Annotated in this window: 20 protein-coding genes; 13 read left to right on the top strand and 7 right to left on the bottom strand. The window is 67.8% G+C overall.

All coding sequences use genetic code 11. The annotated features are described in order from the left end of the window. Nucleotides 1-324 precede the first annotated feature (324 nt). Entirely contained in the window at nt 325-723 is a 399-nt protein-coding gene (locus tag ACM6JT_RS13720; RefSeq protein WP_034182102.1) for a carboxymuconolactone decarboxylase family protein, read from the top strand. 54 nt (nt 724-777) lie between these two features. Here the strand turns inward: ACM6JT_RS13720 and ACM6JT_RS13715 are convergent, their stop codons facing one another. From ACM6JT_RS13715 to ACM6JT_RS13705, 3 genes are read right to left on the bottom strand one after another with little or no spacing between them, the layout of a single operon-like run. After that, nucleotides 778-1,764 (bottom strand): alpha/beta fold hydrolase, encoded by a 987-nt coding sequence (locus ACM6JT_RS13715; protein WP_414856661.1) that lies wholly within the window; start codon nt 1,762-1,764, stop codon nt 778-780. Between the two features lie 7 nt (nt 1,765-1,771). Then, nucleotides 1,772-3,355: a flavin-containing monooxygenase gene (locus ACM6JT_RS13710; protein ID WP_414856660.1), complete on the bottom strand. Its 1,584-nt coding sequence runs from the start codon at nt 3,353-3,355 to the stop codon at nt 1,772-1,774. Continuing rightward, complete coding sequence (locus tag ACM6JT_RS13705; protein WP_243566152.1) at nt 3,352-4,254, bottom strand: SDR family NAD(P)-dependent oxidoreductase; 903 nt, start codon at nt 4,252-4,254, stop codon at nt 3,352-3,354. Before ACM6JT_RS13705 ends, ACM6JT_RS13710 begins: the two co-directional genes overlap by 4 nt. 88 nt (nt 4,255-4,342) lie before the next feature. Here ACM6JT_RS13705 and ACM6JT_RS13700 point away from each other — a divergent pair, with 88 nt between their 5' ends. Continuing rightward, a complete protein-coding gene (locus ACM6JT_RS13700) occupies nt 4,343-4,999 on the top strand; it encodes a TetR/AcrR family transcriptional regulator (protein ID WP_105389692.1) in 657 nt (218 codons plus the stop codon). 317 nt (nt 5,000-5,316) lie between these two features. On the opposite strand, the gene ACM6JT_RS13695 is transcribed toward ACM6JT_RS13700, so the two are convergent. Both ACM6JT_RS13695 and ACM6JT_RS13690 read right to left on the bottom strand, forming a co-directional pair. After that, nucleotides 5,317-5,580 carry a fucose-binding lectin protein gene (locus ACM6JT_RS13695; protein ID WP_034182107.1) on the bottom strand — a complete coding sequence of 88 codons (264 nt, stop codon included), beginning with the start codon at nt 5,578-5,580 and terminating at the stop codon, nt 5,317-5,319. Nucleotides 5,581-5,841: 261 nt separating this feature from the next. Continuing rightward, the gene (locus ACM6JT_RS13690) at nt 5,842-6,807 is read right to left on the bottom strand and encodes a LysR family transcriptional regulator (RefSeq protein ID WP_414856659.1); all 966 of its coding nucleotides are present in this window, start codon (nt 6,805-6,807) and stop codon (nt 5,842-5,844) included. Nucleotides 6,808-6,934: 127 nt separating this feature from the next. Between ACM6JT_RS13690 and ACM6JT_RS13685 the strand changes: the two genes are divergently transcribed. From ACM6JT_RS13685 to ACM6JT_RS13660, 6 genes are all read left to right on the top strand, one after another. After that, complete coding sequence (locus tag ACM6JT_RS13685; protein WP_034182109.1) at nt 6,935-7,609, top strand: glutathione S-transferase family protein; 675 nt, start codon at nt 6,935-6,937, stop codon at nt 7,607-7,609. A gap of 36 nt (nt 7,610-7,645) precedes the next feature. Then, nucleotides 7,646-9,730: a pyridoxamine 5'-phosphate oxidase family protein gene (locus ACM6JT_RS13680; RefSeq protein WP_414856658.1), complete on the top strand. Its 2,085-nt coding sequence runs from the start codon at nt 7,646-7,648 to the stop codon at nt 9,728-9,730. 121 nt (nt 9,731-9,851) lie between these two features. Further along, nucleotides 9,852-10,055 (top strand): DUF2970 domain-containing protein, encoded by a 204-nt coding sequence (locus tag ACM6JT_RS13675; protein ID WP_034182111.1) that lies wholly within the window; start codon nt 9,852-9,854, stop codon nt 10,053-10,055. A gap of 603 nt (nt 10,056-10,658) precedes the next feature. Continuing rightward, nucleotides 10,659-12,890 (top strand): TonB-dependent siderophore receptor, encoded by a 2,232-nt coding sequence (locus ACM6JT_RS13670; protein WP_414856657.1) that lies wholly within the window; start codon nt 10,659-10,661, stop codon nt 12,888-12,890. Nucleotides 12,891-12,949: 59 nt separating this feature from the next. Continuing rightward, nucleotides 12,950-13,582 (top strand): nicotinamide riboside transporter PnuC, encoded by a 633-nt coding sequence (pnuC, locus tag ACM6JT_RS13665; protein WP_034182113.1) that lies wholly within the window; start codon nt 12,950-12,952, stop codon nt 13,580-13,582. Nucleotides 13,583-13,617: 35 nt separating this feature from the next. After that, nucleotides 13,618-14,790 (top strand): phosphotransferase enzyme family protein, encoded by a 1,173-nt coding sequence (locus ACM6JT_RS13660; RefSeq protein WP_414856656.1) that lies wholly within the window; start codon nt 13,618-13,620, stop codon nt 14,788-14,790. 16 nt (nt 14,791-14,806) lie between these two features. Here ACM6JT_RS13660 and ACM6JT_RS13655 read toward each other — a convergent pair whose 3' ends face one another. Continuing rightward, nucleotides 14,807-15,256, bottom strand: a complete 450-nt coding sequence (locus ACM6JT_RS13655; RefSeq protein ID WP_175746538.1) for an OmpA family protein — start codon at nt 15,254-15,256, stop codon at nt 14,807-14,809. Nucleotides 15,257-15,271: 15 nt separating this feature from the next. Continuing rightward, nucleotides 15,272-15,988: a M35 family metallo-endopeptidase gene (locus ACM6JT_RS13650; RefSeq protein ID WP_414856655.1), complete on the bottom strand. Its 717-nt coding sequence runs from the start codon at nt 15,986-15,988 to the stop codon at nt 15,272-15,274. Between the two features lie 301 nt (nt 15,989-16,289). Between ACM6JT_RS13650 and ACM6JT_RS13645 the strand changes: the two genes are divergently transcribed. The 5 genes from ACM6JT_RS13645 to ACM6JT_RS13625 all read left to right on the top strand — a co-directional run bounded on the left by ACM6JT_RS13645 (nt 16,290) and on the right by ACM6JT_RS13625 (nt 24,544). Further along, a complete protein-coding gene (locus ACM6JT_RS13645; protein ID WP_414856654.1) occupies nt 16,290-17,603 on the top strand; it encodes a TolC family protein in 1,314 nt (437 codons plus the stop codon). A 26-nt stretch (nt 17,604-17,629) separates the two neighbouring features. Next, nucleotides 17,630-19,099, top strand: a complete 1,470-nt coding sequence (locus tag ACM6JT_RS13640) for an efflux RND transporter periplasmic adaptor subunit (protein WP_414856653.1) — start codon at nt 17,630-17,632, stop codon at nt 19,097-19,099. Between the two features lie 137 nt (nt 19,100-19,236). Further along, complete coding sequence (locus tag ACM6JT_RS13635) at nt 19,237-22,458, top strand: efflux RND transporter permease subunit (RefSeq protein WP_414856652.1); 3,222 nt, start codon at nt 19,237-19,239, stop codon at nt 22,456-22,458. Further along, nucleotides 22,458-23,141, top strand: coding sequence for a heavy metal response regulator transcription factor IrlR (irlR, locus tag ACM6JT_RS13630; protein WP_006490455.1), 684 nt, complete (start codon nt 22,458-22,460; stop codon nt 23,139-23,141). Before ACM6JT_RS13635 ends, irlR begins: the two co-directional genes overlap by 1 nt. Next, nucleotides 23,138-24,544, top strand: coding sequence for a heavy metal sensor histidine kinase (locus ACM6JT_RS13625; protein WP_414856651.1), 1,407 nt, complete (start codon nt 23,138-23,140; stop codon nt 24,542-24,544). Before irlR ends, ACM6JT_RS13625 begins: the two co-directional genes overlap by 4 nt. Nucleotides 24,545-24,572 lie beyond the last annotated feature (28 nt).

Raw genomic sequence — 24,572 nt, 5'->3', positions numbered from 1 at the left:
CGCCATGACGGATTTATCGAAACGGCGTCGCGCTTTGTTGCGGGAATCGGGAATATCAACGCGATTTAAACGGAGGAATGGCGGTTTTGCGCGACGGGCACGTACCGTGTACTGATGCGACGGTTGCGATGTTCCCGTAAGCCGCCGTAACGCGCGGCCGGATGTTACGTAGCGTTCGACCGCCCGTCACGCGAACGGCCGCGAACCGAGGGCCGCATCTTTGACGCAACGCGCCGACCCCGTGAACATGGCGCGAAATCTCCCGGCCGCCGGCGACGCCGCCGCGGCCACGACTACGACCACGACTTCACCCAGGACACGGACATGAGCGAACAGGACAGGGAATACGGCAAGGCGCGGCGGATCGACGTGATGGGCGAGGCGTTCGTCGAGAGCGCGATGCGTGACCTCGACGGATTTTCGCGTCCGTTGCAGGACTGGCTGAACGAACACGCGTGGGGCAGCACGTGGCACCGGGGCGGGATCGACCTGAAGACGCGCAGCCTGTGCACCTGCGCGATGCTGGCGGCGCTCGGCCGCGGCACGGAGCTGAAGGGTCACATTCGCGGCGCGCTGAATAACGGCGCGAGCCTCGTCGAGATCCGCGAGGTGCTGCTGCACAGCGCGCTGTACGCGGGCGCGCCGGCCGCGGTCGAGGCATTCCGCAACGCGCGCGAGGTGATCGCGGATCTCGGGCTGTCGGTGCCCGACGACGAAGCCTGATTCCGTCGCAGCACCGGCTGCACGGCACTGAATCAGGCCCCGCGTCGTTCCCGCTCAGGACTCGATACGCGCAGCTCGTGCGACGGCGTCGGCCGGCGCGGCGGCGACTTCGAGCAGCCAGTCGGCCGTTGCATCCGGAAGCGTGACCGGCAGCATGTGCCCGCCCTCGACGACCTTCAGCCGCACGCGCGCCGATTTCTTCGCGAGCGCGTCGCCGTGCTCGCGCCAGTTCAGGATCGGATCGGCGTGGCCGTACAGCACGTCGACCGGCAGCGTGAGCTCCGCATAGCGGCGCACCATCGCGGGCAGGTCGACGGGCGCCGACAGCAGGTCGGTCGCGGTCGCGTAGAACACATGCGGCCGCATCCCGAGTAGCCCGCCGCCCTTGGTGGGGAAGTCGCGCGGCACGTCTTCCGGTGCGAACACCTGGCGCACGGCGTTGCGGCCGGTCAGGATCGTCAGCGGGATTGCGACGGTCCACGACACGAAGCGGCGCACCAGCGGCGACGGCAGCATCAGCGGCCGGAACGGCGCCGGCGGCTCGGATTGCTCGTGCGACAGCGGCGCGATCAACGCGAGCCGGCTCACGCGATCAGGATGGTTGAGGCCGACCGCGAGCGCGATCGCGCCGCCGAGCGAATGGCCGACCAGCACGGGCTTGTCGAGCCGCAGCGCGTCGATGAACGCGGCGACCGTGCGCGCCTGCGCGAACACGTTCGCCTGCGAGCCCGCGCCGCGGGTCGAGCGGCCGGCGCCGGGCCGGTCGATCAGGATCACGCGATGCCGCTGCGCGAGTCGCGCGAGCGGCAGGTACGCGAAGTTGCGCAGCTGCCCCGCGAGCCCGTGAACGAACACGATCGGCGGGCCGTTGCCGTATTCGACGTAGTGGATGCGGTCGCCGCCGATGTCGACGAAGCGGCCTTCGGGCGGGAACGCGCGCGTCACGCGGCTGGCGACGTAGCCGGAAAACAGCGCGAGCGCGGCGAGCACCGCGACGACGCCGAGCAGCACGTTCAGGATCAGATGGAGCGTAGGGGTCATGTCGGCCTCAGCGGGTTTCGAGTGCGGGTTCGGCAACCGGCGGGGTCGCAGCCGGGCCGGTTTTCGCGCGGCGTTCGAAATGCATCGCCGAATCGGCGAGCGCGCCGAACTTCAGCGATGCGAGATCGAGCACGTAGTTCTGATGGAATTTCCAAGGCTTGCGATGGCCCTGCTTCGGCAGGATGCCGGCCGCGCGCTGGATGTAGCCCGAGCTCAGGTTGACGGCCGGCACGTCGCCGAGATCGCCGGCGCCGAGCCGCGGCACGCACGTGTCATAGCCGTTCGCGCGCATGTGGTTGAGCAGCCGGCACACGTAGCGCGCGATCAGCTCGGCCTTCAGCGTCCACGACGCATTCGTGTAGCCGAACGACGACGCGAGGTTCGGCACGTCGCTGTACATCATGCCCTTGTACGACACGGTCTCCGGCAGATCGACCGCGCGGCCGTCGACCGTGACGCGCGCGCCGCCGAGCAGTTTCACCTTCAGCCCGGTCGCGGTGACGATCACGTCCGCGTCGAGCTGCTGGCCGCTCTTCAGCTGGAGGCCGGTCGGCGTGAAGCGCTCGATCTCGTCGGTGATGATCGACGCGCGGCCCGCGCGGATCGACTTGAACAGGTCGCCGTTCGGCACGAGGCACACGCGCTGGTCCCACGGCATGTAGCGCGGCGTCAGGTGCTTCGCGACGTCGAAGCCGGGGCCGAGCTGCTTGCTGGCCGCGCGGATGATGAATTTCTTCGTCTGGTCGGGCTTGCGGCGCGATACGTTGTACAGGTACATCGTCAGCAGCACGTTCTTCACGCGCACGAGCCGGTGCGCGAGCCGCGACGGCAGCACGCGGCGCAGCGCGTTCGCGATCCTGTCGCGCGCGGGCAGCGACACGATGTAGGTCGGCGAGCGCTGCAGCATCGTCACGTGCCGCGCGTCGGCCGCCATCGACGGCACGAGCGTGACGGCCGTCGCGCCGCTGCCGATCACGACGACGCGCCGGTTCGCGTAGGTCAGATCCTTCGGCCAGTGCTGCGGATGCACGAGCTTGCCCTCGAACGTGTCCATGCCGGGCCAGTCGGGCAGGTAGCCGGCGTCGTAGTCGTAATAGCCGCTGCACATGAACAGGAAGCGGCAGGTATAGACGAGCGTGTCGGCCGCGCCGTCTCGCGTGCGCTCGATGCGCACCGTCCAGCGCGCGCGGTTCGAGTCCCAGTCGGCCGCGACGACCTTCTGGCCGTAGCGGATCGTCTTGTCGATCCCGTACGTGCGCGCGGTGTCGCGGATGTAGTCGAGGATCGTCTGGCCGTCGGAGATCGCCTTGTCGCTGTGCCACGGGCGGAAGCTGTAGCCGAGCGTGAACATGTCGGAATCCGAACGAACGCCCGGATATCGGAACAGGTCCCAGGTTCCGCCGATCGCGTCGCGCGCCTCGACGATCGCGACGCTCGCATGCGGGCAGCGCTGCTTCAGGTGATACGCGGCGCCGATGCCGGACAGGCCGGCGCCGACGATCAGCACGTCGAGGTCGTTGCCGTCGCCACGGTCATGGCGGGCGCCGGGGGCGGGCGGCGCGTCGCGCCGGTCGGTCGTCGTCGAGGTCATGCGGGGTCCTTGGTCGGCGTGGCCGGGCGTGCGGCCGGGGCGGGGGCGCGTTCGAGATTGCGTGCACGGGCGCGGCGCACATGGCGCAGCATCAGCCACTGGTAACCGGCGCCGAGCAGGCGCGCGATCCGGTCGAGCCGGCGCGCGTCGGCGCCGACGAGCACGCGGCGCGCATTGCGCTCGACGCCCGCGAGGATCTGCCGCGCGGCATCGTCGGCGGTCGTCGCGTTGATCAGGCGGTTCGCCTGCCGGCGATGGGTCGCTTCGTCCTGGCCCGTGAGCGCGTGGATGCTGGTATCGACGCGGCCCGCATCGACGATGTTCGTCGCGACGCCGCCCGGATGCACGCAGGTCGCGCTCACCGGCGCGCCGTCGAGTTCGAGCTCCATCCGCAGCGCCTCGGTGAAGCCGCGCACCGCGAACTTGGTTGCGTTGTACGCGCTTTGCGTCGGCATCGCGACGAGCCCGAACAGGCTCGACGTGTTGACGACGTGGCCGTCGCCCGACGCGCGCAGGTGCGGCAGGAACGCCTGCGTGCCGTGCACGACGCCCCAGAAATTGATGCCGACGATCCATTCGACATCGGCGATGTGCGCGGTTTCGGCGCTGGCGGCGAGCGACACGCCCGCATTGTTGAAGATCAGGTTGACCTTGCCGTGTTCGGCGCGGACGAAATCGGCCCACGCGAACACCGCGTCGCGGTCGGCGACGTCGAGCCGCCGCGTGCTCACGCGCTCGCCGTGCTGCGCGCACGCGGCCGCCGTACCGGCGAGCCCGGTTTCGCTGACGTCGGCGAGCGCGACCTCGCAGCCGCGCCGCGCGAGCTCGACCGCGAGGCTGCGGCCCATGCCCGAACCGGCGCCCGTGATCGCGGCGACCTTGCCGGAAAACCCGTTCATCCGTTGCTCCTCCCGTTCCGCTTATGCTGCGCCGGCGGCACGTCTATTGTGGTGTTGGTCGTCACCACTTTAGTTTTCGGGTGTCCTGATGTCAAATAGCGGAATGGAGAAAGCACTCGAAACGAAAAAACGGGGCCGGTCGTACGGCGGCGTGGCGCCCGAGGTGCGTGCCGCCGAGCGGCGCGACGCGCTGATCCGCGCAGCGACGCACGTGTTCGGCACGGTCGGGTTCCGCAAGGCGACCGTGCGGTCGATCTGCCAGGAAGCGAAGCTGAACGATCGCTATTTCTATGCGGCGTTCGACAGCACCGAGGATTTGCTGCGCTGCACCTACCTGCATCACGCGGAGCAGCTGCATGACGCGGTCGCACAGGCGGTCGCCGCGCGCGGCGGCGATCTGCGCGAGAGCGTCGACGCGGGGCTCGCCGCGTTCTTCGCGTTCCTGCGCGATCCGTGTGCGGCGCGCGTGCTGCTGCTCGAGGTGATGGGCGTGAGCGCGGATACCGACATGACGTACCAGCGCATGCTGATCGACTTCGGCAAGCTGATCATGGCGATCGGCGCACCGCACGAGGCCGCGACGCCCGTGGAGCGCACCGAGCAGCGGCTGATCGGGCTCGCGCTCGTCGGCGCGATGACGAACGTCGGCGCGGCGTGGCTGCTCACCGACTATCGCGATCCGGAAGCGCAGATGGTCGCGAGTTGCAGGAAGGTGCTGCTGGGGACATTGCGGGAGATTGGCTAACCGGATGGCATCGCACCGTTCCTGTTACCCCCCGGAAAATTGCAGGCTGAAAATGAAACGAATGCGGCAATCACACGGCGCACGGGGCGCCATTTTGGCTTTTCGTGCGATTTAGTCGTCTTTTTAATAATTAAAAGGCGATCGTTTTTTAAGTGGGTAATTATTTTCAAAAACCGTCATTGTTTTTTATTTCGCTTCCATGTGGCGATGAATTGATGAAAACAATGTGGAGCGAATAAAAAAGCGGCGCAACGCAAAAAACAGCTCGCATTGCGCCGATCGTGGCGCGAAATCCTTCGCGCCCCAGGCACGATTGATCAGGAACCCGTGTATCCGCCCCGGGTCCAGCCGTCACCATCCCAGCAATACTCGGTCGTCGTGCCGCCGCTCGTCGCGTACACGCGGATGTGAACGGCGCTTCCCACCAGCCAGCACGTGGCGGACACGTTGTCGCCCGCCTGGGCGAACGCGCCCGTGTACCAGTTCGACCCGTCGTAGCAGCGTTCGGTGATCTTGTTGCCGTTTGCCGTGTAGACACGAATCGACGGCGTGGTTCCCCATGAAATTGCGGCGGTTTGCATTTCAAACTCCTTATTTGAATGAATCGGAGAATTGAAGCATTTGGTAAACGCTCGTCAGCGTATTACCGGAATAAGGTTATAAGGTAAACCGTAAAAACGATATGCGAATGTTTGGCTTCAATAATCGCGTTTATTCACATTTTCGAGCGATCTGAAAGTAAGTTGGAAGGATGTAAAAATCATGGTGCGCGGGTTCGAAACAGGTGTCGCCGAGACGGTTCGTGCCGCTCGCCGGCACAGGTTGCCGGCGAGCCGGCCGATTCAGTGTGCCGCGCGCTTCGAGCGTGTCGCGCGTGCGGGTGTGGCAGCGGTCGGCCGCCGCGGCGTCTCGTCGATCCTTTGCTTCATCGCATCGATGAATGCCCGCACCTTCGGCGAAGGCAGCCGCGTCGACGGATACACCGCATGAATCCCGGCCGGCGCCGAGCGCCATGCGGGCAGCAGCCGCACGAGCCGGCCGGCCGCGACGTCGTCGGCGGTCGAGAAATCCGTCAGCAGCCCGAAGCCGCCGCCCGCGAGCACGATCGCGCGGCATGCGGTTGCGGTGTTCGACACGACCGGCGCGACGCAGCGCACCGACATGCTGCCGCCGCGCGCGTCGTCGAGTTCGAACGTGTGCGGGCGCGGCAGCGTCGACAGCATCACGAACGGCAGTGCGGCAAGCGCATCCGTATCGCGCGGCAGCCCGTAGCGCGCGACGAACGCGGGGCTCGCGACCAGCCATTTCTCGTACGTGCCGAGCTGCACTGCGCGATAGTTCGAATCGGCGAGGCGGCCGATGCGGATCGCGACGTCGAGGTTGTCCGCGACGAGATCGACGACGCGGTCGTTCGCGACCAGCTCGACGTCGAGCCCCGGATGCAAGTCGCGCAGCGCGACGACGGCCGGCGCGACGACCTGCGCGCCGTAGTCGATCGGCACGCTCACGCGCAGCGTGCCGCGCAGCGGCCCCGCGTCGGACGACACCGCATCGAGCGCGGCTTCAGTGGCGCGCACGATGGCGCGGCACGCGTCGTAGAACGTACGCCCCGCGTCGGTCACGCTGAGCCGCCGCGTCGTGCGTACCAGCAGGTTCGCGCCGACCTCGGATTCGAGGCGCTGCATGTGCGTGCTGACGACCGTCTTCGCGAGGCCGAGCCGCTCGGCCGCGGCCGTCAGCGAGCCGGCATCGACCACCGCGACGAAGATCGCCAGCCGGTTCAGGTTCACGTCGCGCAGATCGGCCATCGTTGATTGTCCTATAGGAGCGGATAATGTTTCAGTGATTATCCGTCTTCTGGCCGCGAACCGCGAGCGCTACGCTGGGGCCGTTCGTCGCCGATTCCCGGCGACGCGAGATTCCGGAGTGTTTTCCATGTCCGTCGCCAGCAAGCCTGCCTCCGCACCGCCCGCCACCGGTAAGCCCGTCGCCGCGATTCGCGTCTATTCGTTCCCGTTGTCCGGGCACGCGCATCGCGTCCGGTTGTTCCTGTCGCTGCTCGGCCTGCCGGCCGAGATCGTCGACATCGACCTCGCGGCCGGCGCGCAGCGCGAACCGGCGTTTCTCGCGCTCAATCCGCTCGGGCAGGTGCCGGTGATCGACGACGACGGCACCGTGCTCGCCGATTCGAACGCGATCCTCGTGTATCTCGCGAAGCGCTACGGCGACGCGCACTGGCTGCCCGACGACCCGGCCGGCGCGGCGGTCGTGCAGCGCTGGCTGTCGTACGCGGCCGGGCCGATCGCGACGGGGCCTGCCGCCGCACGGCTCGTGACCGTGTTCGGCGCGCCGCTCGACCAGGAAGCGGCCAAGCGCACGGCCGCGAAGCTGCTCGACGTGATCGACCGCGAACTGGCCGGCAAGCCGTTCGCCGCCGGCGCCGAGCCGACGATCGCGGACATCGCCGCATACACGTACATCGCGCATGCGCCGGAAGGCGGTGTGTCGCTCGAACCGTATCCGCACGTGCGCGCATGGCTGGCGCGCGTCGAGGCGCTGCCGGGTTTCGTCGGCATGCCGACGACGCGCGCGGGCCTGCTTGCCGCGTAACGCCAATCGAAGCCGCGCCTGTTCAAGGAGAACGCGATGAATGCTCCGACCGCCGCCGTACCGGGCTGGGAACTCGACGCCGCGCCGTTTCACGCGGGCGAACTCGCCGTGCAGCAGCGCGCGGGCGTAACGGAAGCCGCGGGCGCGGCCGGTCGGCGCGGAATCCGGCGCTTCATGCCGGACCAGCACCGGACGTTTTTCGCGCAGCTGCCGTTCTTCGTGCTCGGTGGCGTCGATGCACACGGCCAGCCGTGGGCGACGCTGCGGGCCGGCGCGCCGGGGTTCGTCACGTCGCCGGATGCGCGCACGCTGCGCATCGCGGCGCCCGCGCTGCCCGGCGATCCGCTGGACGGCGCGTGGCAGCCGGGCGCGCCGCTCGGCGGGCTCGGGATCGAATTCGATACGCGGCGACGCAATCGCGTCAATGGCATCGTGCGCACGGTCGATGGCGATGCGCTGACGATCGCGGTCGAGCAGAGCTTCGGCAACTGCGCGAAGTACATCCAGGGCCGCACGCCGACGTTCGTCGCGCGCGACGGCGATGCACCGGTCGAGCCCGACGTATCGGACCGGCTGAGCGATGCGGATCGCGCGCTGCTCGCGCAGGCCGATACGTTCTTCGTCGCGAGCGCGAACACGTCGGCGGACGCGGGCGCCGCGCGCGGCGCGGACGTGTCGCATCGCGGCGGGATGCCGGGCTTCGTGCGCGTCGACGATGCGTACACGCTGACGACGCCGGATTTCAGCGGCAACCGTTTCTTCAACACGCTCGGCAACCTGCAGCACGATCCGCGCGCGGGGCTGCTGTTCGTCGATTTCGGCAGCGGCGACCTGCTGTATGTCGCCGCGCGCGCCGAGATCGTGTGGGACGGGCCGCTCGTCGCGTCGTTCGACGGCGCGCAGCGTGTCGTACGGTTTCATGTGCGGGAGGTGCGGCGCATGCGCGCGGTGCTGCCGTTCCGATGGTCGGCGGTCGAGCGCGCGCCGCAGTTCGCGGCGATGGCGGCGGCCGCTGGTGGAGCGGTGACGGCGGCGGTCGAGCCGGTGCCGTCCGCATCGGCAACCGGATCGGCAAGCGCATCGGCAAGCACATGGCGATCGCTGCGCATCGCGAAGATCGTCGACGAAGCGCGCGCGATCCGCTCGATCCATTTCGAACCGGTGGACGGCGGCGCGTTGCCCGCATACGAAGCCGGGCAGCATCTGACGCTGCGTGTTGCGCTGCCGGGCAGCGATGCACCGTCGATACGCAGCTACACGCTTTCCGATGCACCGGGCGGCGCGCATTACCGGATCACGGTGAAGCGCGAAGGGCGCGTGTCGGCATGGCTGCACGATCACGCGCAGGCGGGCATGACGCTCGACGCGCAGATGCCGCGCGGCCGCTTCACGTTCGATCTCGCGAGTCCGCGCCCGGCCGTGCTGGTATCGGCCGGCATCGGCATCACGCCGATGGTCGCGATGCTGCGCCGCGCGCTGGCCGACGTCGCGCCGTCGCGCCGCGTGGTGTTCGTGCACGGCGCGCGCGAAGCGGCCGACCGGCCGTTCGCGGCGGAACTGGCGCGCATCGCGGCGGCCGATGCACGGCTGTCGCTGCACTGGTTCGACAGCCGTCCGCACGACGAAACGGCAGCTCGGGCCGGCCGCATCGACATCGCGCAACTGAAGCGGCTCCTGCCGTTCGACGACTACGACTTCTACCTGTGCGGGCCGTCGGCGTTCATGCGCGACCTGTACGACGGGCTGCGCGCGCTGAACGTGCCGGACGAACGCATCCGTTTCGAGGCGTTCGGGCCGTCGAGCGTGGCGCGCAGCGTGACCCGAGCGGCAGGCACGGCAGGCGTGCCGGCGGCGAGCGTGCCGGTCGTGTTCCGGCGCACCGGGCGCGAAGCCGCATGGACGCCCGCCGACGGCACGCTGCTCGACTTCGCGGAAGGGCAGCGCGTCGCCGTGCCGTCCGAATGCCGCTCCGGTTCGTGCGGCACGTGCGCGACGCGCGTGCTGTCCGGCGCGGTCGACTACGAGCAAACGCCCGATGCGGCGGTCGAACCCGGCTGCGCGCTGCTGTGCGTCGCGCGGCCCGCGCAAGGCGCGACGGAGCCGCTCGTGCTCGACCGCTGACGCGCCTGCGACATGCGGCCGCAGACGGCCTGCTGCGCGAAAAGCACGCGCAACTGCTTCTTTTTTCGGATGCCGGTCGGATCGACGATAGCGTCAACCGATTCGATGAAAGGAGCCAATCATGAAATTGCTCGGCATGATCAAGCTGGTCCTGTGGAGTTTCTTCGGCGTACGCAACAGCAAGGCGCACGCAGCCGATCTCGCTAACGTCAACTTCACGCTGCTGCCGTTCGTGGCGATTCTGCTCGCGCTGCTCGTCGGCGCGGTCATCTACGGCGTCGTGCATCTGGTCGTCGATCCGACCGTGACGATGCAGGGGTTCTGAGCGGCGCGTGAATTGCGAGCGGGAGATCATTCCCGCTTCGGTTTCCAGCCGCATGACCGGCGCATGACTGCGCCGGTCTTCGAGGTTGCCGTGCGCGCCGAGCATCGCTGCCACATCGCCGCCGTTGCGATGTGGCACGAATCGCGTTTCCCCATTCCCGTTCTTTCCCGCCTCCCGTTCCGCCCGATTCCACGGTCCTGATCCCCGCCCGGGGTAAAATGCGCGCCACGCCGCGATGTCGCGTGCGACGGGCTGGCCGCCGTTCCGACGAACGGCGCGCACAACTGCCCGACGCCCGCACCGCGGCGTTCGAAGCGTCCCCCGCATGACATGACCGCGCGAGGCCGCCGGCCGCCCGACAGGCACCCGACGAACCCGTCGACGGCTGCGTCGGCTCCCGGTGCGTCACCCGAATCCGATGTCCCATCCTGCGTTTTCCCGATCGATCGACCGGCACGCATGCGTGCCATCTCGTCCGATTCGTCCGATGAATGTCGTGCCGGCCGGATGCGCGGGCGGGTGACGATTCGTCCGCGAGCGGGCGCTTCGCAGCTTCTTAACGTGTGTCGACAGGGTCGAGTGGCGAGTTTTCCATCCAGAATAATGACGGTGAATAAAACAACAGCGTCGCCCGCACGGCGGCGGCGCGCGAAGATCGGGCTCGGCGTGGGTCTCGGCATCACGCTTTTCGCGGCGCAGGCTGCGGCAGCCCAGGGCGACGCGCCGGCACTGGACGCCGATGCGGCCGGCAGCGCGACGCTGCCGGCGATCACGGTGAGCGGCGAGCGCGGCAACGGGTTTCGCGTGCGCAACGCGTCGGTCGCGGGGCTCGACGACACGCCGCTGCGCGACACGCCGGCGTCGGTGAGCGTCGTCACGCGCGCGCAGCTCGACGACCAGCAGGCGAAGCGGCTCAGCGATGTCGTGCGCAACGACGCGTCGGTCGTCAACGACTATGCGCCGGTCGGCTATTTCGAAGGCTTCGCGATCCGCGGTTTTCCGGTCGATCTCGCGAGCGCGATCCGGATCGACGGGCTGACGGTGTCCGGCGAGCAGAACGTGCCGCTCGAGAACAAGGAGCGCGTCGAGATCCTGAAGGGGCTCGCCGGCATCGACAGCGGCGTCGTCGCGCCCGGCGGCGTGATCAACTTCGTGACGAAGCGCTCCGCGAACGTCGCGAGCGTGACGGGCGGCGTCGACAGCCGCGGCTCGACGTCGGCGGCCGTCGATCTCGGCCGCCGCTTCGGCCCCGACAACCAGTTCGGCTTCCGGATCAATGCCGCGAAGGAGAACATGCACTCGTATATCGACGGCACGAACGGGCGGCGCACGTTCGGCTCGATCGCCGCCGACTGGGACATCAGCCCGCGCGCGAGCCTGCAGCTCAACGCCGAATTCCAGCAGTGGATCCAGCGTTCCGCGCCCGGCTACCAGCTGCTCGGCGGCACCGTCGTGCCGTCGGTCAAGACGACGTCGAAGGCGCTCGGCACGCAGCCGTGGGCGAAACCGGTGACGACCGACGCGCTGAACCTGAATGCGCGCTTCGACTACCAGTTCAACGACGACTGGAAGGCATACATTGCCGCGGGCCGCAGCCGCACGATGATCGACGACAACAGCGCGTTCGCGTACGGCTGCTCGTACGCGGCGAGCTGCGCGGCCGGCGCGACGTCGCCGTTCTTCTTCGGCGCGAACGGCGACTACGACGTATACGATTTCCGCAGCCCCGGCGAATACCGGCGCAACGACGATCTGCGCGCGGTCACGACGGGCAAGTTCGCGACGGGGCCGCTGCGGCACGAGCTGACGCTCGGCGTGAGCGTGCAGCGCCGCGTCGTGCACATGGCCGACGCCGTATACGACTACGTGGGCAGCGAAAATATCTACGGGCCCGACGTGGCGTTCCCGCCGTCGCCGAATTCGCCCGGGCCGTCGTATCCGCGCCTCGACGCGTGGCAGTACGGCGTGTTCGGGCTCGACCGCATCAGCATCGGCGAGCACTGGCAGGTGCTCGCGGGCGGCAAGGAAGTGCTGCTGCGCCAGCGTAGCTGGAGCAGCCTCGACGGCGCGGATACGCGCACCGACCGCTCGGTGTTCCTGCCGCAGGTCGCGCTCGTCTACAAGCCGGTGAACGTGCTGTCGCTGTACGCGTCGTACAGCAAGGCGCTGTCGCTCGGCGACCAGGCGCCCGTGCGCGCGACCAACGCGTATGCGTTCCTGCCGCCCGTCGAATCGCACCAGATCGAGGTCGGCGCGAAATACGACTGGCTCGACCGGCTGAGCCTCACGGCCGCGGTGTTCTCGATCAGCAAGCCGTTCCAGTTCGCCGACCCGGACGCGTCGGGCACGACCTACACGTTCGTGCAGCGCGGCACGCAGCGGCACCAGGGGATCGAGTTCGGTGCGGCCGGGCGTGCGACCGAGCGCCTTTCGCTGACGGCCAGCGTCGCGGCGATTCGTGCCCGCGCGGTCGATTCGGGTTCGCCGGCGTACGAAGGACACCAGATCATCAACGTGCCCGCGCTGCGCGCGTCGCTGTATGCGGACTACGCGGTGCCGGGCGTCGCGGGCCTGAACGTGCTCGGCGGCGTCGAGTACAGCGCGGCCCGCAACGCGAACGAGGAAGGCACCGCGCGCGTGCCGTCGTGGTTCGTGTTCAATCTCGGCGCACGCTATACGACGAAGATCGGTGGTCATCGCACGGTGCTGCGCGTATCGGTGGACAATCTGTTCAACAAGTTCTACTGGCGCGACGCGGGCGAGCAGCAGGGCGATGCGTACCTGTTCCCGGGGGCGCCGCGCACCGCGCGCGTGTCGTTGACCTATGATTTCTGATCGTCCGGAACCGGCTGCGTGACGCGCGGCCCCGGCAGCTACCCAGGAGAGCACAGACGATGTCCCCACTCGAAATCGCCGGCGTGATCGTCAGCGCGCTCGCGATCTGGCTGACCGCGAAGCGGCGCATGCTGTGCTGGCCGGTCGGGCTCGCGTCGGTCGCGCTGTACGGCTGGATCTTCTTCGACGCGAAGCTGTACTCGGACATGCTGCTGCAGGGCGCGTTCGCGGTGCTGCAGGTGTACGGCTGGCAGCGCTGGCTCGCGCAGCGCGCGAGCGAAGCCGACGGCGGCGCGGCGCCGGCCGGCGACGTGGCGCCCGTCACGGGCGTGCGGCCGCGGCAGATGCTGCCCGACCTGATCGCGGCCGTCGTCGGCAGCGCGCTGCTCGGCGGCATGATGGCGCGCTGGACCGATGCGGCGCTGCCGTTCGTCGATGCGTCGCTGACCGCGTTCAGCCTCGTCGCGCAATACTGGACCGCGCGGCGCTACATCGCGTCGTGGGGGCTGTGGATCGTCGTGAACGTCGTGTACGTCGGGATGTTCGTGTTCAAGGAGCTTTATCTGACGGCCGGACTCTATGCGCTGTTCATCGGGCTCGCCGTCATCGGCTGGCGCGACTGGAGCCGGACGGCCGCGACGCTGCGCGCGGCGGCCGGCGGCGCGCTCGCGTCGGGCAGCGGCGTGCGCTGATTCACGCATCGTTCAACTACGGAGCAACGTCGTTCATGTCATTCCCACTCGAGCCGGACGGGCCAGTATCGCGCGACGTCGCGCCGCCGCAATTCGGCGTCGACGGCGAGCAGGCCGAACGCGACTGGCCGCTGATGACGCACGACGAGGTCGCGGCGGTGCTCGCGCGGATCGACGGTGCCGGCGAGCCGGCCCGGCTGACGTGGCACAGCCCGCGGCAGTTCGCGGCGGCCGTGCTGGTGCGGATGGCGGACGGGCGCGGGTTGTTCGTCAAGCGTCATCACGTGAGCCTGCGCGATGTCGAGGGGCTTCAGGAAGAGCATCGTTTCATCGCGCATCTGCGCGAACGCGGCATGCCCGTGGTCGACGTGCTCGCCGGTCGCGACGGCGCGACCGCGTTCGCCTCCGGCGAATGGACGTACGAGGTGCATGTGCTCGCGCCTGGCGTCGATCCGTATCGCGGCGTGATGTCGTGGCAGCCGTTCACGCATCCGTCGCATGCGTATGCGGCCGGCCGCGCGCTGGCCGAGCTGCATCGCGCGTCGGCCGGCTACGATGCGCCCGCGCGGCCCGTGCGCACGCTGCTGTCGAGTTTCCGCGTGCTGTCGTGCGCCGATCTGGCGGGCGCGCTCGAACGCTGGGTCGAATCGCAGCCGCTGCTCGTGCGTGCGCTCGGCGCGCGCGACTGGCGCGGCGACGTTGCCGACGCGATCGGCCCGTATCACGCACGCCTCGTGCCGCTGCTGACCGCGTTGCCGCCGCTGTGGACGCATGGCGACTGGCATGCGTCGAACCTGCTGTGGACCGATGCGGGGCCGGGGGCGCAGGTACGCACAGTGCTCGATTTCGGCTTGTCGGATCGCACCTGTGCCGTGATGGACCTCGCGCTCGCGATCGAGCGCAATACGGTCGACTGGATGGCGCCGGCCGAGGCGCGGCGCGTGGAATACGAGCAGATCGACATGCTGCTCGACGGCTACGAATCGCTCGAACCGCTGGGCGACGACGCGTATGCGGCGCTGGTCGCGCTGCTGCCGATCGTGCATACGGAGTTCGCGTTGTCGGAAGTCGCGTATTTCGGCTGCATCATCGATGCGCCGGCGATCGTCGATATCGCGTACGACGGCTACCTGATCGGGCATGCGCGCTGGTTTGGTGAACGCGACGGGCGGCAATTGCTCGACTGGCTCGTGCAGCGGCGGCGGTGAATGAGCCGACTTCGTGTCAATGGCCAGTACAGCAGTTGTCGAGGCAGCCGGGGCTCACTTGAATGGTGACCTCACGGGTTTCCGGCGTCGATTCCGTTGTGTGATTGGCCGGATAAATTTGCGTTTTTATCTGAAACGGTGCGTTGATCAGACCGTCGTCTATGACGACTTTCGCCGTCGCGGAAGCTCGTTTCGTTGCAAGACGTTCCGAATCGGCTTCAAGCTTGGAAGCGCTGCCAATTATAGTGATCCAGTTTTGTATTGGATAATCGGAATTCATTGCTGAAACCCATCGTCCAATTCGTACTTGCTCGGATTCGGAGATCTCGTGGCTGTTGTGGGGGAAGGCTACGAAAAATTGCTGTGACGGGAGATTTTGTGATCCCTGACATTCCGCCGCGGAGCTTGCCGGGAAAAGGAGCGACGTGACGATGGGCACGATGAGTGACGTGATAAAAATTCTCATGGTGAATTCGGCTCCTTACTCCGCAAATAATTCTTCGCCGTAGATCACAAACCCTGTGAGGGTATCTGCGTTCTTCAATGCCTGGTCAGGATTGGCCCTTGCCCATGCGGCCGCCGTGGGATCGAGCCCGTAACGAGGGTCGCCGCTACCGAAGGTGTCGACGAAGTGAGTGACTTCGTGAATGAGCGTGGATAGGCGGGAATCTCCGAACATGTTCTGATCGCGTAAGCCGGTACAAAACTTCATCGCAATACTGATAAGCCTGCGCTCCGTGTTGGGCCCGCAAACGTGAGCGGCCTCATTCTCGATGTCGATCATGTTCGGAACGCAACCTAACATTCTATCGAGATTCGGATCGCTTCGAACGAAATGGTGTGGCGTTAGCGTTTTGAGAACGGAGAGATGTCGTGAGAAGCCGTCGACAAGGTACTGTCGTGTATTTTCATCGCATCGATTGAACCAATAGATCATTCTGTCTTTGGTTGTTTTGTCATACCGCTTCAGGTCGGTGATCCTGCGCTCAACCAGAATTATGGACCATTTAAGCAGTCGCGATGCCATAATTCTAAATTCTCGATTGGTCATGTTGGGGCAGATGGGGGTTGTGTTGATGTAAACGTCAACCATCGATTCCGGGTTTGTGTTGGTGACGGCCCCGGAGTGAACGAGAAACCATTCTTTGTCTTCGTCAGCGTCAAAGTCGTACTCGTTGTGATCGAAGAGGTTTTTCATTGATTCAAGGTCTCGATTCGTAGGTTTTCAAGGAGGCAGCACGACCTTTAGGTCATAAAACAGCATGCTTTCGTTTGTGTTGCCGGGACCTTGAACAGTCATCTTTTCGAGCGAATACGTCTATAGAACTGGTTCTAAATTTCGAAAGATATTTTTATGCTGACCTGACCATCCGAGCTGATATGCCCGTCGATTCGGCGAGTACACCGCGCCCAACATGACGGAAATATCATCTTCGCCTCATGTTCGCACTGCGGCCGGTCCGTAGCATCGGTCGCGAACCGTCAACGCAGAACCGAACATGCTCAAGCTCACCCTCGCCGCGGCCATCGTCTTCGCGATGGCCGCGACGGCTCATGCGCAGCCTTCGCTGTCGCCCGGGCCGGCCACGATCGCAGCCGGCAGCGCGACGTCGATCGATGCGCCGCCGTCCGATACGCTTCCCGCATCGTCATTGACGCTGTCCGATGCGCTCGCGGTCGCGGCGCGAAACAATCCGGCGCTGCGCGGCGCGCGCGCCGACGTCGATGCATCCGCGGGCGCGCTGATGCAGGCCGGCGCGCGCCCGAACCCGGAGCTCTCGTTCCTGCAGGAAGGCTTTCGCCGCGCGGAGCGCACGTCGACCGCGCTGATCAACCAGACCATCGAACTGGGGGGCAAGCGCCGCGCGCGGCTCGACGTCGCGTCCTACGGCCGCGAAGCGGCCAATGCATCGCTCGACGAACAGGGCGCCGTCGTGCGCGCCGACGTGATCTCCGCGTTCTACGGGCTGCTCGCCGCGCAGCGACAGCTCCAGGTTACCGAGGAATCGGCTGCGATCGCCGCGCGCTCGGCGGATCTCGCGGCGCGTCGCGCGCAGGCCGGCAAGGTGTCGCCGGTCGAGGCGACCAAGGCGCAGGTGGCGGCGGCCGGCGTGCAGATCGAAGTCGTGACCGCGCGCGGCCGTGTCGAGGTCGCGCGCGAGAAGCTCAACGCGGTGATGGGCGAAGCGCGCGGCGACCGGCTCGCGGTGCGCGGCGACCTGGAAGCCGTGCCGCCGGTCGAGCCGTTGTCCGCGCTGACCGCGCAGCTCGACGATGCGCCGCTCACGCGCATCGCGCGCGCCGAGATGCTGCGCTCGAACGCGGCGGTGTCGCTCGAACGCGCGCGGCGCATGCCGGACGTGACGGTCAGCGCGGGCGTGAAGCGCGTGACGACGGGCGGCGTGCCCGACAATCAGGCCGTGGTCGGCGTATCGATCCCGATTCCGCTGTTCAACACGAACAAGGGCGCGCTGCTCGAGGCGACGCACAAGGCCGCGCGCGCGAACGCCGATCTCGATCGCGAACGCACGCGCCTGCGGCTGGAACTTACGCAGGCCTACGCAAATTTCGAGGCCGCCGAGCAGGAAGCGCAGCGGTTGAAGTCCGACATCCTGCCGGCCGCGCGCCTCGCGCTCGACGCGATGTCGCGCGGCTACCAGCTCGGGAAGTTCGGCTTCCTCGACGTGCTCGATGCGCAGCGCACGCTGTTCCAGGGGCAATCGCAATACGTGCGCGCGCTCGCCGACGCGCACGCGGCCCGCGCCGACATCGGCCGGCTCGTCGGCACGCCGCTCGCGGCCGTCGCGCAATAAGCGCCCCTCTCACCTGAAGGATCATCATGTCACGCAGCAGAATCTTCATCATTGCGGCGGCCGTGCTCGGCGGCGCCGGGATCGTGCTCGGTGCGCTCGCCGTCACGCGGGGCGGCAGCAGTGCGTCCACGCCGTCGGCTGTCGAAGCCGCGCAGCCGGCCGATGGCGCCGGCGCGCGGGGCGGCGTCGTGCTGAAGCGCGGCAGGCTGTCCGTCGAGATCGTCATGACGGAAAAGCCCGGTGACGCGCGGCTCGTCGTCTACCCGTTCGTCGACGGCAAGCCGGCCGACCAGGGCGTGACCGTATCCGGCACGCTGGTCCGGTACGACCGCACGCACGAACCGATGCGTTTCGATGCGGCTGGCCAGAAGTTCGTGTCCGCGCAGTCGATCGCCAAGCCGCATGTGTTCGACGCGACGATCGACGTCAAGGCGGGCAGCGACGCCGCGTCGTTCCCGTTCGCGCGCGCCGACGGCGCGATCGCGCTGACCGATGCGCAACTGGCGACCTCGAAGATCGCGCTCGCGAAGGCCGGCCCCGCGCAGATCGCGACGCCGTTCCAGTTGCCGGGCGAGATCAAGTTCAACGAGGATCGCACCGCGCACGTCGTGCCGCGCGTGGCCGGCATCGTCGAGCAGGTATCGGTGTCGCTCGGGCAGAACGTCGCGAAGGGGCAGGTGCTGGCCGTGATCGCGAGCACCGATCTTGCCGACCGGCGCAGCGAACTGCTGACGGCCGAGCGCCGGCTGTCGGGTGCGCGCGCAACCTTCGAGCGCGAACGCACGCTGTGGCAGGAGCGCATCTCGGCGGAACAGGACTACCAGCAGGCCCAGGTGCAGTTGCGCGAGGCCGAGATCGCCGTGCAGAACGCGCGGCAGAAGCTCGCCGCGCTGAACGCGCCGGCGGGCGCGGGCGCGCTGAACCGCTACGAGCTGCGCGCGCCGTTCGCGGGCACCATCGTCGAGAAGCATGCGACGCCCGGCGAGGCGATTGCCGCCGATGCAAGCATGTTCGTGATCTCCGACCTGTCGACGGTATGGGCCGAGATGGCCGTGCCGGCGCAGCGGCTGAACGATGTGCGCGTGGGCCGCGATGCGACCGTCAGCGCGACCGCGTTCGAATCGCGTTCGAGCGGCCCGATCGCGTATGTGGGCTCGCTGCTCGGCGAACAGACGCGCACCGCGCCGGCGCGCGTCGTGCTGCCGAACCCCGACGGCGTGTGGCGGCCGGGCATGTTCGTGAACGTGTCGGTCGACGCGGGCAGGCAGGGCGTGGCGCTCGCGGTCGCGAGCGATGCATTGCAGGACGTCGACGGCGCGCCGTCGGTGTTCGTGCGCTCGCCGAAGGGGTTCGTTGCGCAGGCGGTCGAGACGGGGCGGCGCGACGAACGCGCGACCGAAGTGCTGAAGGGGCTCAAGCCCGGCCAGGAATACGTGGCGTCGAACAGCTTCGTGCTGAAGGCCGAGCTCGGCAAGGGGAGCGCGGAACATGAATGAGCGTCACGCGCGTGTCGTTGCACGATTTGCGGTTCGGTATGCGGCTCGATTTGCGGTTCGATCTGCGACCCGCCGAGTGACCGGTCGCGCGGCCCGTCCGGTGAGGATGACCGTTCCCCGTTTCAAGGAATCCCGCCATGTTTGAGCGCCTGATCCGCTTTGCGATTGCGCACCGCTGGCTCGTGATGCTGGCGATCGCGGCCGTGGCCGCGCTGGGCGTCTTCAGCTACCAGAAACTGCCGATCGACGCGGTGCCCGACATCACGAACGTGCAGGTCCAGATCAACACGGCCGTGCCCGGTTATTCGCCGCTCGAGGCCGAGCAGCGGATCACCTACCCGATCGAGACCGTGATGGCCGGGCTGCCGGGCCTCGAGCAGACGCGCTCGATCTCGCGCTACGGGCTGTCGCAGGTCACCGTGATCTTCAAGGACGGCACCGACATCTACTTCGCGCGGCAGCTCGTCAACGAGCGCATCCAGGAAGCGAAGGACAAGCTGCCGCCCGGCATCGCGCCCGCGATGGGCCCGACGTCGACGGGCCTCGGCGAAATCTACCTGTGGACCGTCGAAGCAGACGCGGCCGCGCGCAAGCCCGACGGCACGCGCTATACGGCGGCCGACCTGCGCGAGTTGCAGGACTGGGTCGTGCGGCCGCAGCTCAGGAACGTGCGCGGCGTGACCGAGGTCAACTCGATCGGCGGCTACGTGAAGGAATACCGTGTCGCGCCGAACCCGGCCAAGCTGATGTCGTACGGGCTGACGCTCGCCGACGTCGTGCGCGCGCTCGAACGCAACAACGACAACGTCGGCGCCGGCTACATCGAGAAGCGCGGCGAGCAGTATCTCGTGCGCGTGCCGGGCCAGGCGCGCACCGTCGACGACATCGCGAACATCGTGCTGACCAACGTCGGCGGCGTGCCGGTGCGGATGAAGGACGTCGGGCTGGTCGACATCGGCCGCGAGCTGCGCACCGGCGCCGCGACGTCGAACGGCGAGGAGGTCGTGCTCGGCACGGTCTTCATGCTGATGGGCGAGAACAGCCGGACGGTCTCGAAGGCCGTCGCGGCAAAGATGGAAGACGTGAACCGCACGCTGCCGGCCGGCGTGAAGGCGATTCCCGTGTACGACCGCACCGTGCTCGTCGAGAAGGCCGTCGCGACGGTGAAGAAGAACCTGCTCGAAGGCGCAATCCTCGTGATCGCCGTGCTGTTCCTGTTCCTCGGCAACATCCGCGCGGCGCTGATCACAGCGCTCGTGATTCCGCTGTCGATGCTGATGACCTTCACCGGCATGGTCAACGCGAAGGTGAGCGCGAACCTGATGAGCCTCGGCGCGCTCGACTTCGGGATCATCGTCGACGGCGCGGTGGTGATCGTCGAGAACTGCGTGCGGCGGCTCGCGCATGCGCAGGCGGCGGCCGGGCGGCCGCTCACGCGCGACGAGCGCTTCGCCGAAGTATTCGGCGCGTCGCAGGAAGCGCGCCGTGCGCTGATCTTCGGGCAACTGATCATCATGGTCGTGTACCTGCCGATCTTTGCGCTGACCGGCGTCGAAGGCAAGATGTTCCATCCGATGGCCATCACCGTCGTGATGGCGCTCGCGGCCGCGATGGTGCTGACCGTCACGTTCATTCCGGCGGCCGTCGCGCTGTTCATCGGCGAGCGGGTCGAGGAGAAGGAGAACCGGCTGATGGGTTGGGCGCGACGCGCGTACGAACCGGTGCTCGCCGCGTTCATGACGCGCCCGGTGCGCGTGATGCTCGGCGCGGGCGCGATCGTGCTGGTCACGCTCGGGCTCGCCACGCGGCTCGGCAGCGAGTTCATTCCGAGTCTCAACGAAGGCGACCTGGCCGTCGCTGCGCTGCGGATTCCCGGCACGAGCCTGTCGCAGTCGGTCGAGATGCAGAAGTCGATCGAGAAGACGCTGAAGGCGCGTTTCCCCGAAATCGAGCGCGTGTTCGCGCGCACCGGCACGGCCGAGATCGCGGCCGACCCGATGCCGCCGAACCTGTCGGACGGCTACATCATGCTGAAGCCGGCCGACCGGTGGCCCGATCCGAAGAAGCCGCGCGACACGCTCGTGCGCGAGATCGAGGAAGCGCTCGCCGAGCTGCCGGGAAATGCATACGAGTTCTCGCAGCCGATCCAGCTGCGCTTCAACGAGCTGATCTCGGGCGTGCGCAGCGACGTCGCCGTGAAGATCTTCGGCGACGACATGGCCGTGCTGAACCAGACCGGCGAGCAGATCGCGGCCGCGCTGCAGAAGGTGCCGGGCGCATCGGAAGTGAAGGTCGAGCAGACGACCGGGCTGCCGGTGCTCACGGTCAACCTCGACCGCGACAAGCTCGCGCGCTACGGCGTGAGCGTCGCCGACCTGCAGGACACGGTGGCCGCGGCCGTCGGCGGGCAGAAGGCCGGCACGCTGTTCCAGGGCGACCGCCGCTTCGACATCGTCGTGCGGCTGCCCGACGAGCTGCGCTCGGACATCGACGCGATCAAGCGGCTGCCGATCGCGCTGCCCGCGCCGGCCGCCGGCGCCAGCGCGCCGCTCGCGGCGGCGCCGTACGTGCCGCTCGCCGAGCTCGCAACGATCGACGTCGCGCCGGGCCCGAACCAGATCAGCCGCGAGGACGGCAAGCGGCGCGTGGTCGTCAGCGCGAACGTGCGCGGCCGCGACGTCGGCTCGTTCGTCGCCGATGCGCGCGAGCAGCTACAGCAGGACGTGCGCGTGCCGGCCGGCTACTGGGTGTCGTGGGGCGGGCAGTTCGAGCAGTTGCAAAGCGCGAGCGAGCGCCTGAAGCTCGTCGTGCCGCTTGCGCTGTTCATGGTGTTTGTGCTGCTGTTCGTGATGTTCAACAACGTGAAGGACGGCTTGCTCGTGTTCACCGGCATTCCGTTCGCGCTGAGCGGCGGCGTCGTGTCGCTGTGGCTGCGCGGGATTCCGCTGTCGATCACGGCGGCGGTCGGCTTCATCGCGCTGTCGGGTGTCGCCGTGCTCAACGGTCTCGTGATGATCTCGTTCATCCGCAACCTGCGCGACGAAGGGACGCCGCTCGACGCCGCCGTGCGCGAAGGCGCGCTCACGCGGCTGCGGCCGGTGCTGATGACCGCGCTGGTCGCGTCGCTCGGTTTCCTGCCGATGGCGTTCGCGACCGGCACCGGCGCCGAGGTGCAGCGCCCGCTTGCGACGGTCGTGATCGGCGGTATCCTGTCGTCCACGGCGCTGACGCTGCTGGTGCTGCCCGTGCTGTACCGCGTCAGCCATGCGGTGTCGTGGCGCGCCGCGCTTTGGGGCATCGGCGGCGGCTTCGGCATGGGCGTGCTGCGCCGGCTGGGTTTCTTCAAGGGTAATGCGTAATGCGAATTCTGATTGTCGAGGATGAACCGAAGACGGGCGCCTATCTGCGCAAGGGCCTGACCGAGGCCGGTTATGTCGTCGACTGGGTCGAGGACGGCATCACGGGCCAGCACCAGGCCGAGACCGAGGAATACGACCTGCTCGTGCTCGACGTGATGCTGCCGGGGCAGGACGGCTGGACGCTGCTGCAGAACCTGCGGCGCAGCAAGTCGACGCCCGTGCTGTTCCTCACCGCGCGCGACGACGTCGGCGATCGCGTGAAGGGGCTCGAGCTCGGCGCCGACGACTATCTCGCGAAGCCGTTCGATTTCGTCGAGCTGACCGCGCGCATCAAGTCGATCCTGCGGCGCGGCCAGCCGCGCGATTCGAACACGCTGCGCGTGGCCGATCTCGAACTCGACCTGACGCGCCGCAAGGCCACGCGGCAGGGCGACACGATCCTGTTGACCGCGAAGGAATTCGCGCTGCTGTGGCTGCTGATGCGTCGCGAGGGCGAGATCCTGCCGCGTGCGACGATCGCCTCGCAGGTGTGGGACATGAACTTCAACAGCGACACGAACGTCGTCGATTCGGCGATCCGGCGGCTGCGCTCGAAGATCGACGACGCATACGAACCGAAGCTGATCCACACCGTGCGCGGGATGGGCTACGTGCTCGAAGCGCGCGGCGGCGCGGCCGCATGATCGCGCGCCTGCTGCCGCGCACGCTGCGCGGACGCCTGACCGCGCTGATCATCCTGTCGACGTCGGTGATCCTCGCGTCGAGCGGCGTCGCGCTTTACGAGGCGCTGAGCAACCGCGTCGAAACGACGGCGGCCGAGCAGATGGCCGGCATTTCCGCCGCACTGGGCACGCATCTGGCCGAAGCGCGCACGACGGCCGACGTCGCGCGCAACACCGACATCTGGATCGACCAGCTGCACGGCCATCCGAACATGGATCTCGCGATCTACGATGCGTCGGGCACGCGCCTCGTCGGCACGCCAGGATTCCGCCCGTACGCGACGCTGCTGTCGCTGGACGCGGGGCGCGTGCCGGTCGGCGTCGCGCCGCCCGGCACGCGGCACCAGTACCTGGTGACGACCGTGCCGCTCGCGGGCATGGGCGCACCGGTGGTGCGCGTCGCGGTGCAGTACGACCGCAGCGCCGACGTGCTGCTGTTGCGTACGCATGCTTATACGATCGTCGTGATCGAGGTGTTCGGCGTGGTGCTCGCGGCCGCGATCGCGTATGGCATCGCGGCGCTGGGCTTGAGCCCGCTGCGGCGTTTCGCGGCGCGCGCCGAGCAGATGTCGTCGAGCCGGCTCGCGCATCCGCTGCCGGAACTCGATACGTCGGGCGAGCTGAAGGAACTCGAGCACGCATTCAACGGGATGCTCGCGAGGCTGAGCGAATCGTTCACGCGGCTGAGCCAGTTCTCGTCGAATCTCGCACACGACATGCGCACGCCGCTCACGAACCTGCAAGCAGCCGCGCAGGTCGTGCTGTCGCAGCCGCGCAGCGCGGATGAATATCGCAACGTGATCGAGTCGAGCATCGACGAGTATCAGCGGCTGTCGCGGATGATCGAGGACATGCTGTTTCTCGCGCGCTCGGAACAGGCCGGCACGTCGATCAGCGTGCGGCGCCTGAATGCGGCGGAAGAGGCCGGGCGTGTCGCCGGCTACTACGAGTCGCTTGCGGAGGATGCGGGCGTATCGGTGAAGGTCGACGGCCATGCGTGGGTCGATGCGGATCTCACGCTGTACCAGCGCGCGTTGAGCAACTTGCTGTCCAATGCGCTCGCCTACGCGCCGCGCGGCAGCGTCGTGGCGATCGACTGCGTGGAGCAGGGTGAGGCGACGACGATCGCCGTGTCGGACACGGGGCCTGGCATTGCCGCGGAGCATGTCGGGCGGATCTTCGAGCGCTTCTATCGCGTCGATCCGTCGCGGCACAATTCGGCGTCGGGCACCGGGCTCGGCCTCGCGATCGTCCGGTCGATCATGGACAACCACGGCGGCGAATGCGGCGTCGACAGCGATCCCGGCCGGCGCACGACGTTCTGGCTGCGCTTTCCGCGATGGCCGGCCGCCATCGGCACCTGACATCGCGGTCGGGCACGCCCGCGCGTTC

The organism is Burkholderia sp. IT-111MI5, assembly GCF_949752865.1.
Taxonomy (GTDB): Bacteria; Pseudomonadota; Gammaproteobacteria; order Burkholderiales; family Burkholderiaceae; genus Burkholderia; species Burkholderia pyrrocinia_C.
This window is presented reverse-complemented; position numbering and strand designations above follow the sequence as displayed.

What these genes read in the sequence shown, in the direction of transcription:
- ACM6JT_RS13720 (WP_034182102.1), top strand. Translation starts at nt 325, where the DNA reads ATGAGCGAACAGGACAGGGAATACGGCAAGGCGCGGCGGATCGACGTG.
- ACM6JT_RS13715 (WP_414856661.1), bottom strand. Translation starts at nt 1,764, where the DNA reads ATGACCCCTACGCTCCATCTGATCCTGAACGTGCTGCTCGGCGTCGTC.
- ACM6JT_RS13710 (WP_414856660.1), bottom strand. Translation starts at nt 3,355, where the DNA reads ATGACCTCGACGACGACCGACCGGCGCGACGCGCCGCCCGCCCCCGGC.
- ACM6JT_RS13705 (WP_243566152.1), bottom strand. Translation starts at nt 4,254, where the DNA reads ATGAACGGGTTTTCCGGCAAGGTCGCCGCGATCACGGGCGCCGGTTCG.
- ACM6JT_RS13700 (WP_105389692.1), top strand. Translation starts at nt 4,343, where the DNA reads ATGTCAAATAGCGGAATGGAGAAAGCACTCGAAACGAAAAAACGGGGC.
- ACM6JT_RS13695 (WP_034182107.1), bottom strand. Translation starts at nt 5,580, where the DNA reads ATGCAAACCGCCGCAATTTCATGGGGAACCACGCCGTCGATTCGTGTC.
- ACM6JT_RS13690 (WP_414856659.1), bottom strand. Translation starts at nt 6,807, where the DNA reads ATGGCCGATCTGCGCGACGTGAACCTGAACCGGCTGGCGATCTTCGTC.
- ACM6JT_RS13685 (WP_034182109.1), top strand. Translation starts at nt 6,935, where the DNA reads ATGTCCGTCGCCAGCAAGCCTGCCTCCGCACCGCCCGCCACCGGTAAG.
- ACM6JT_RS13680 (WP_414856658.1), top strand. Translation starts at nt 7,646, where the DNA reads ATGAATGCTCCGACCGCCGCCGTACCGGGCTGGGAACTCGACGCCGCG.
- ACM6JT_RS13675 (WP_034182111.1), top strand. Translation starts at nt 9,852, where the DNA reads ATGAAATTGCTCGGCATGATCAAGCTGGTCCTGTGGAGTTTCTTCGGC.
- ACM6JT_RS13670 (WP_414856657.1), top strand. Translation starts at nt 10,659, where the DNA reads ATGACGGTGAATAAAACAACAGCGTCGCCCGCACGGCGGCGGCGCGCG.
- pnuC (WP_034182113.1), top strand. Translation starts at nt 12,950, where the DNA reads ATGTCCCCACTCGAAATCGCCGGCGTGATCGTCAGCGCGCTCGCGATC.
- ACM6JT_RS13660 (WP_414856656.1), top strand. Translation starts at nt 13,618, where the DNA reads ATGTCATTCCCACTCGAGCCGGACGGGCCAGTATCGCGCGACGTCGCG.
- ACM6JT_RS13655 (WP_175746538.1), bottom strand. Translation starts at nt 15,256, where the DNA reads ATGAGAATTTTTATCACGTCACTCATCGTGCCCATCGTCACGTCGCTC.
- ACM6JT_RS13650 (WP_414856655.1), bottom strand. Translation starts at nt 15,988, where the DNA reads ATGAAAAACCTCTTCGATCACAACGAGTACGACTTTGACGCTGACGAA.
- ACM6JT_RS13645 (WP_414856654.1), top strand. Translation starts at nt 16,290, where the DNA reads ATGCTCAAGCTCACCCTCGCCGCGGCCATCGTCTTCGCGATGGCCGCG.
- ACM6JT_RS13640 (WP_414856653.1), top strand. Translation starts at nt 17,630, where the DNA reads ATGTCACGCAGCAGAATCTTCATCATTGCGGCGGCCGTGCTCGGCGGC.
- ACM6JT_RS13635 (WP_414856652.1), top strand. Translation starts at nt 19,237, where the DNA reads ATGTTTGAGCGCCTGATCCGCTTTGCGATTGCGCACCGCTGGCTCGTG.
- irlR (WP_006490455.1), top strand. Translation starts at nt 22,458, where the DNA reads ATGCGAATTCTGATTGTCGAGGATGAACCGAAGACGGGCGCCTATCTG.
- ACM6JT_RS13625 (WP_414856651.1), top strand. Translation starts at nt 23,138, where the DNA reads ATGATCGCGCGCCTGCTGCCGCGCACGCTGCGCGGACGCCTGACCGCG.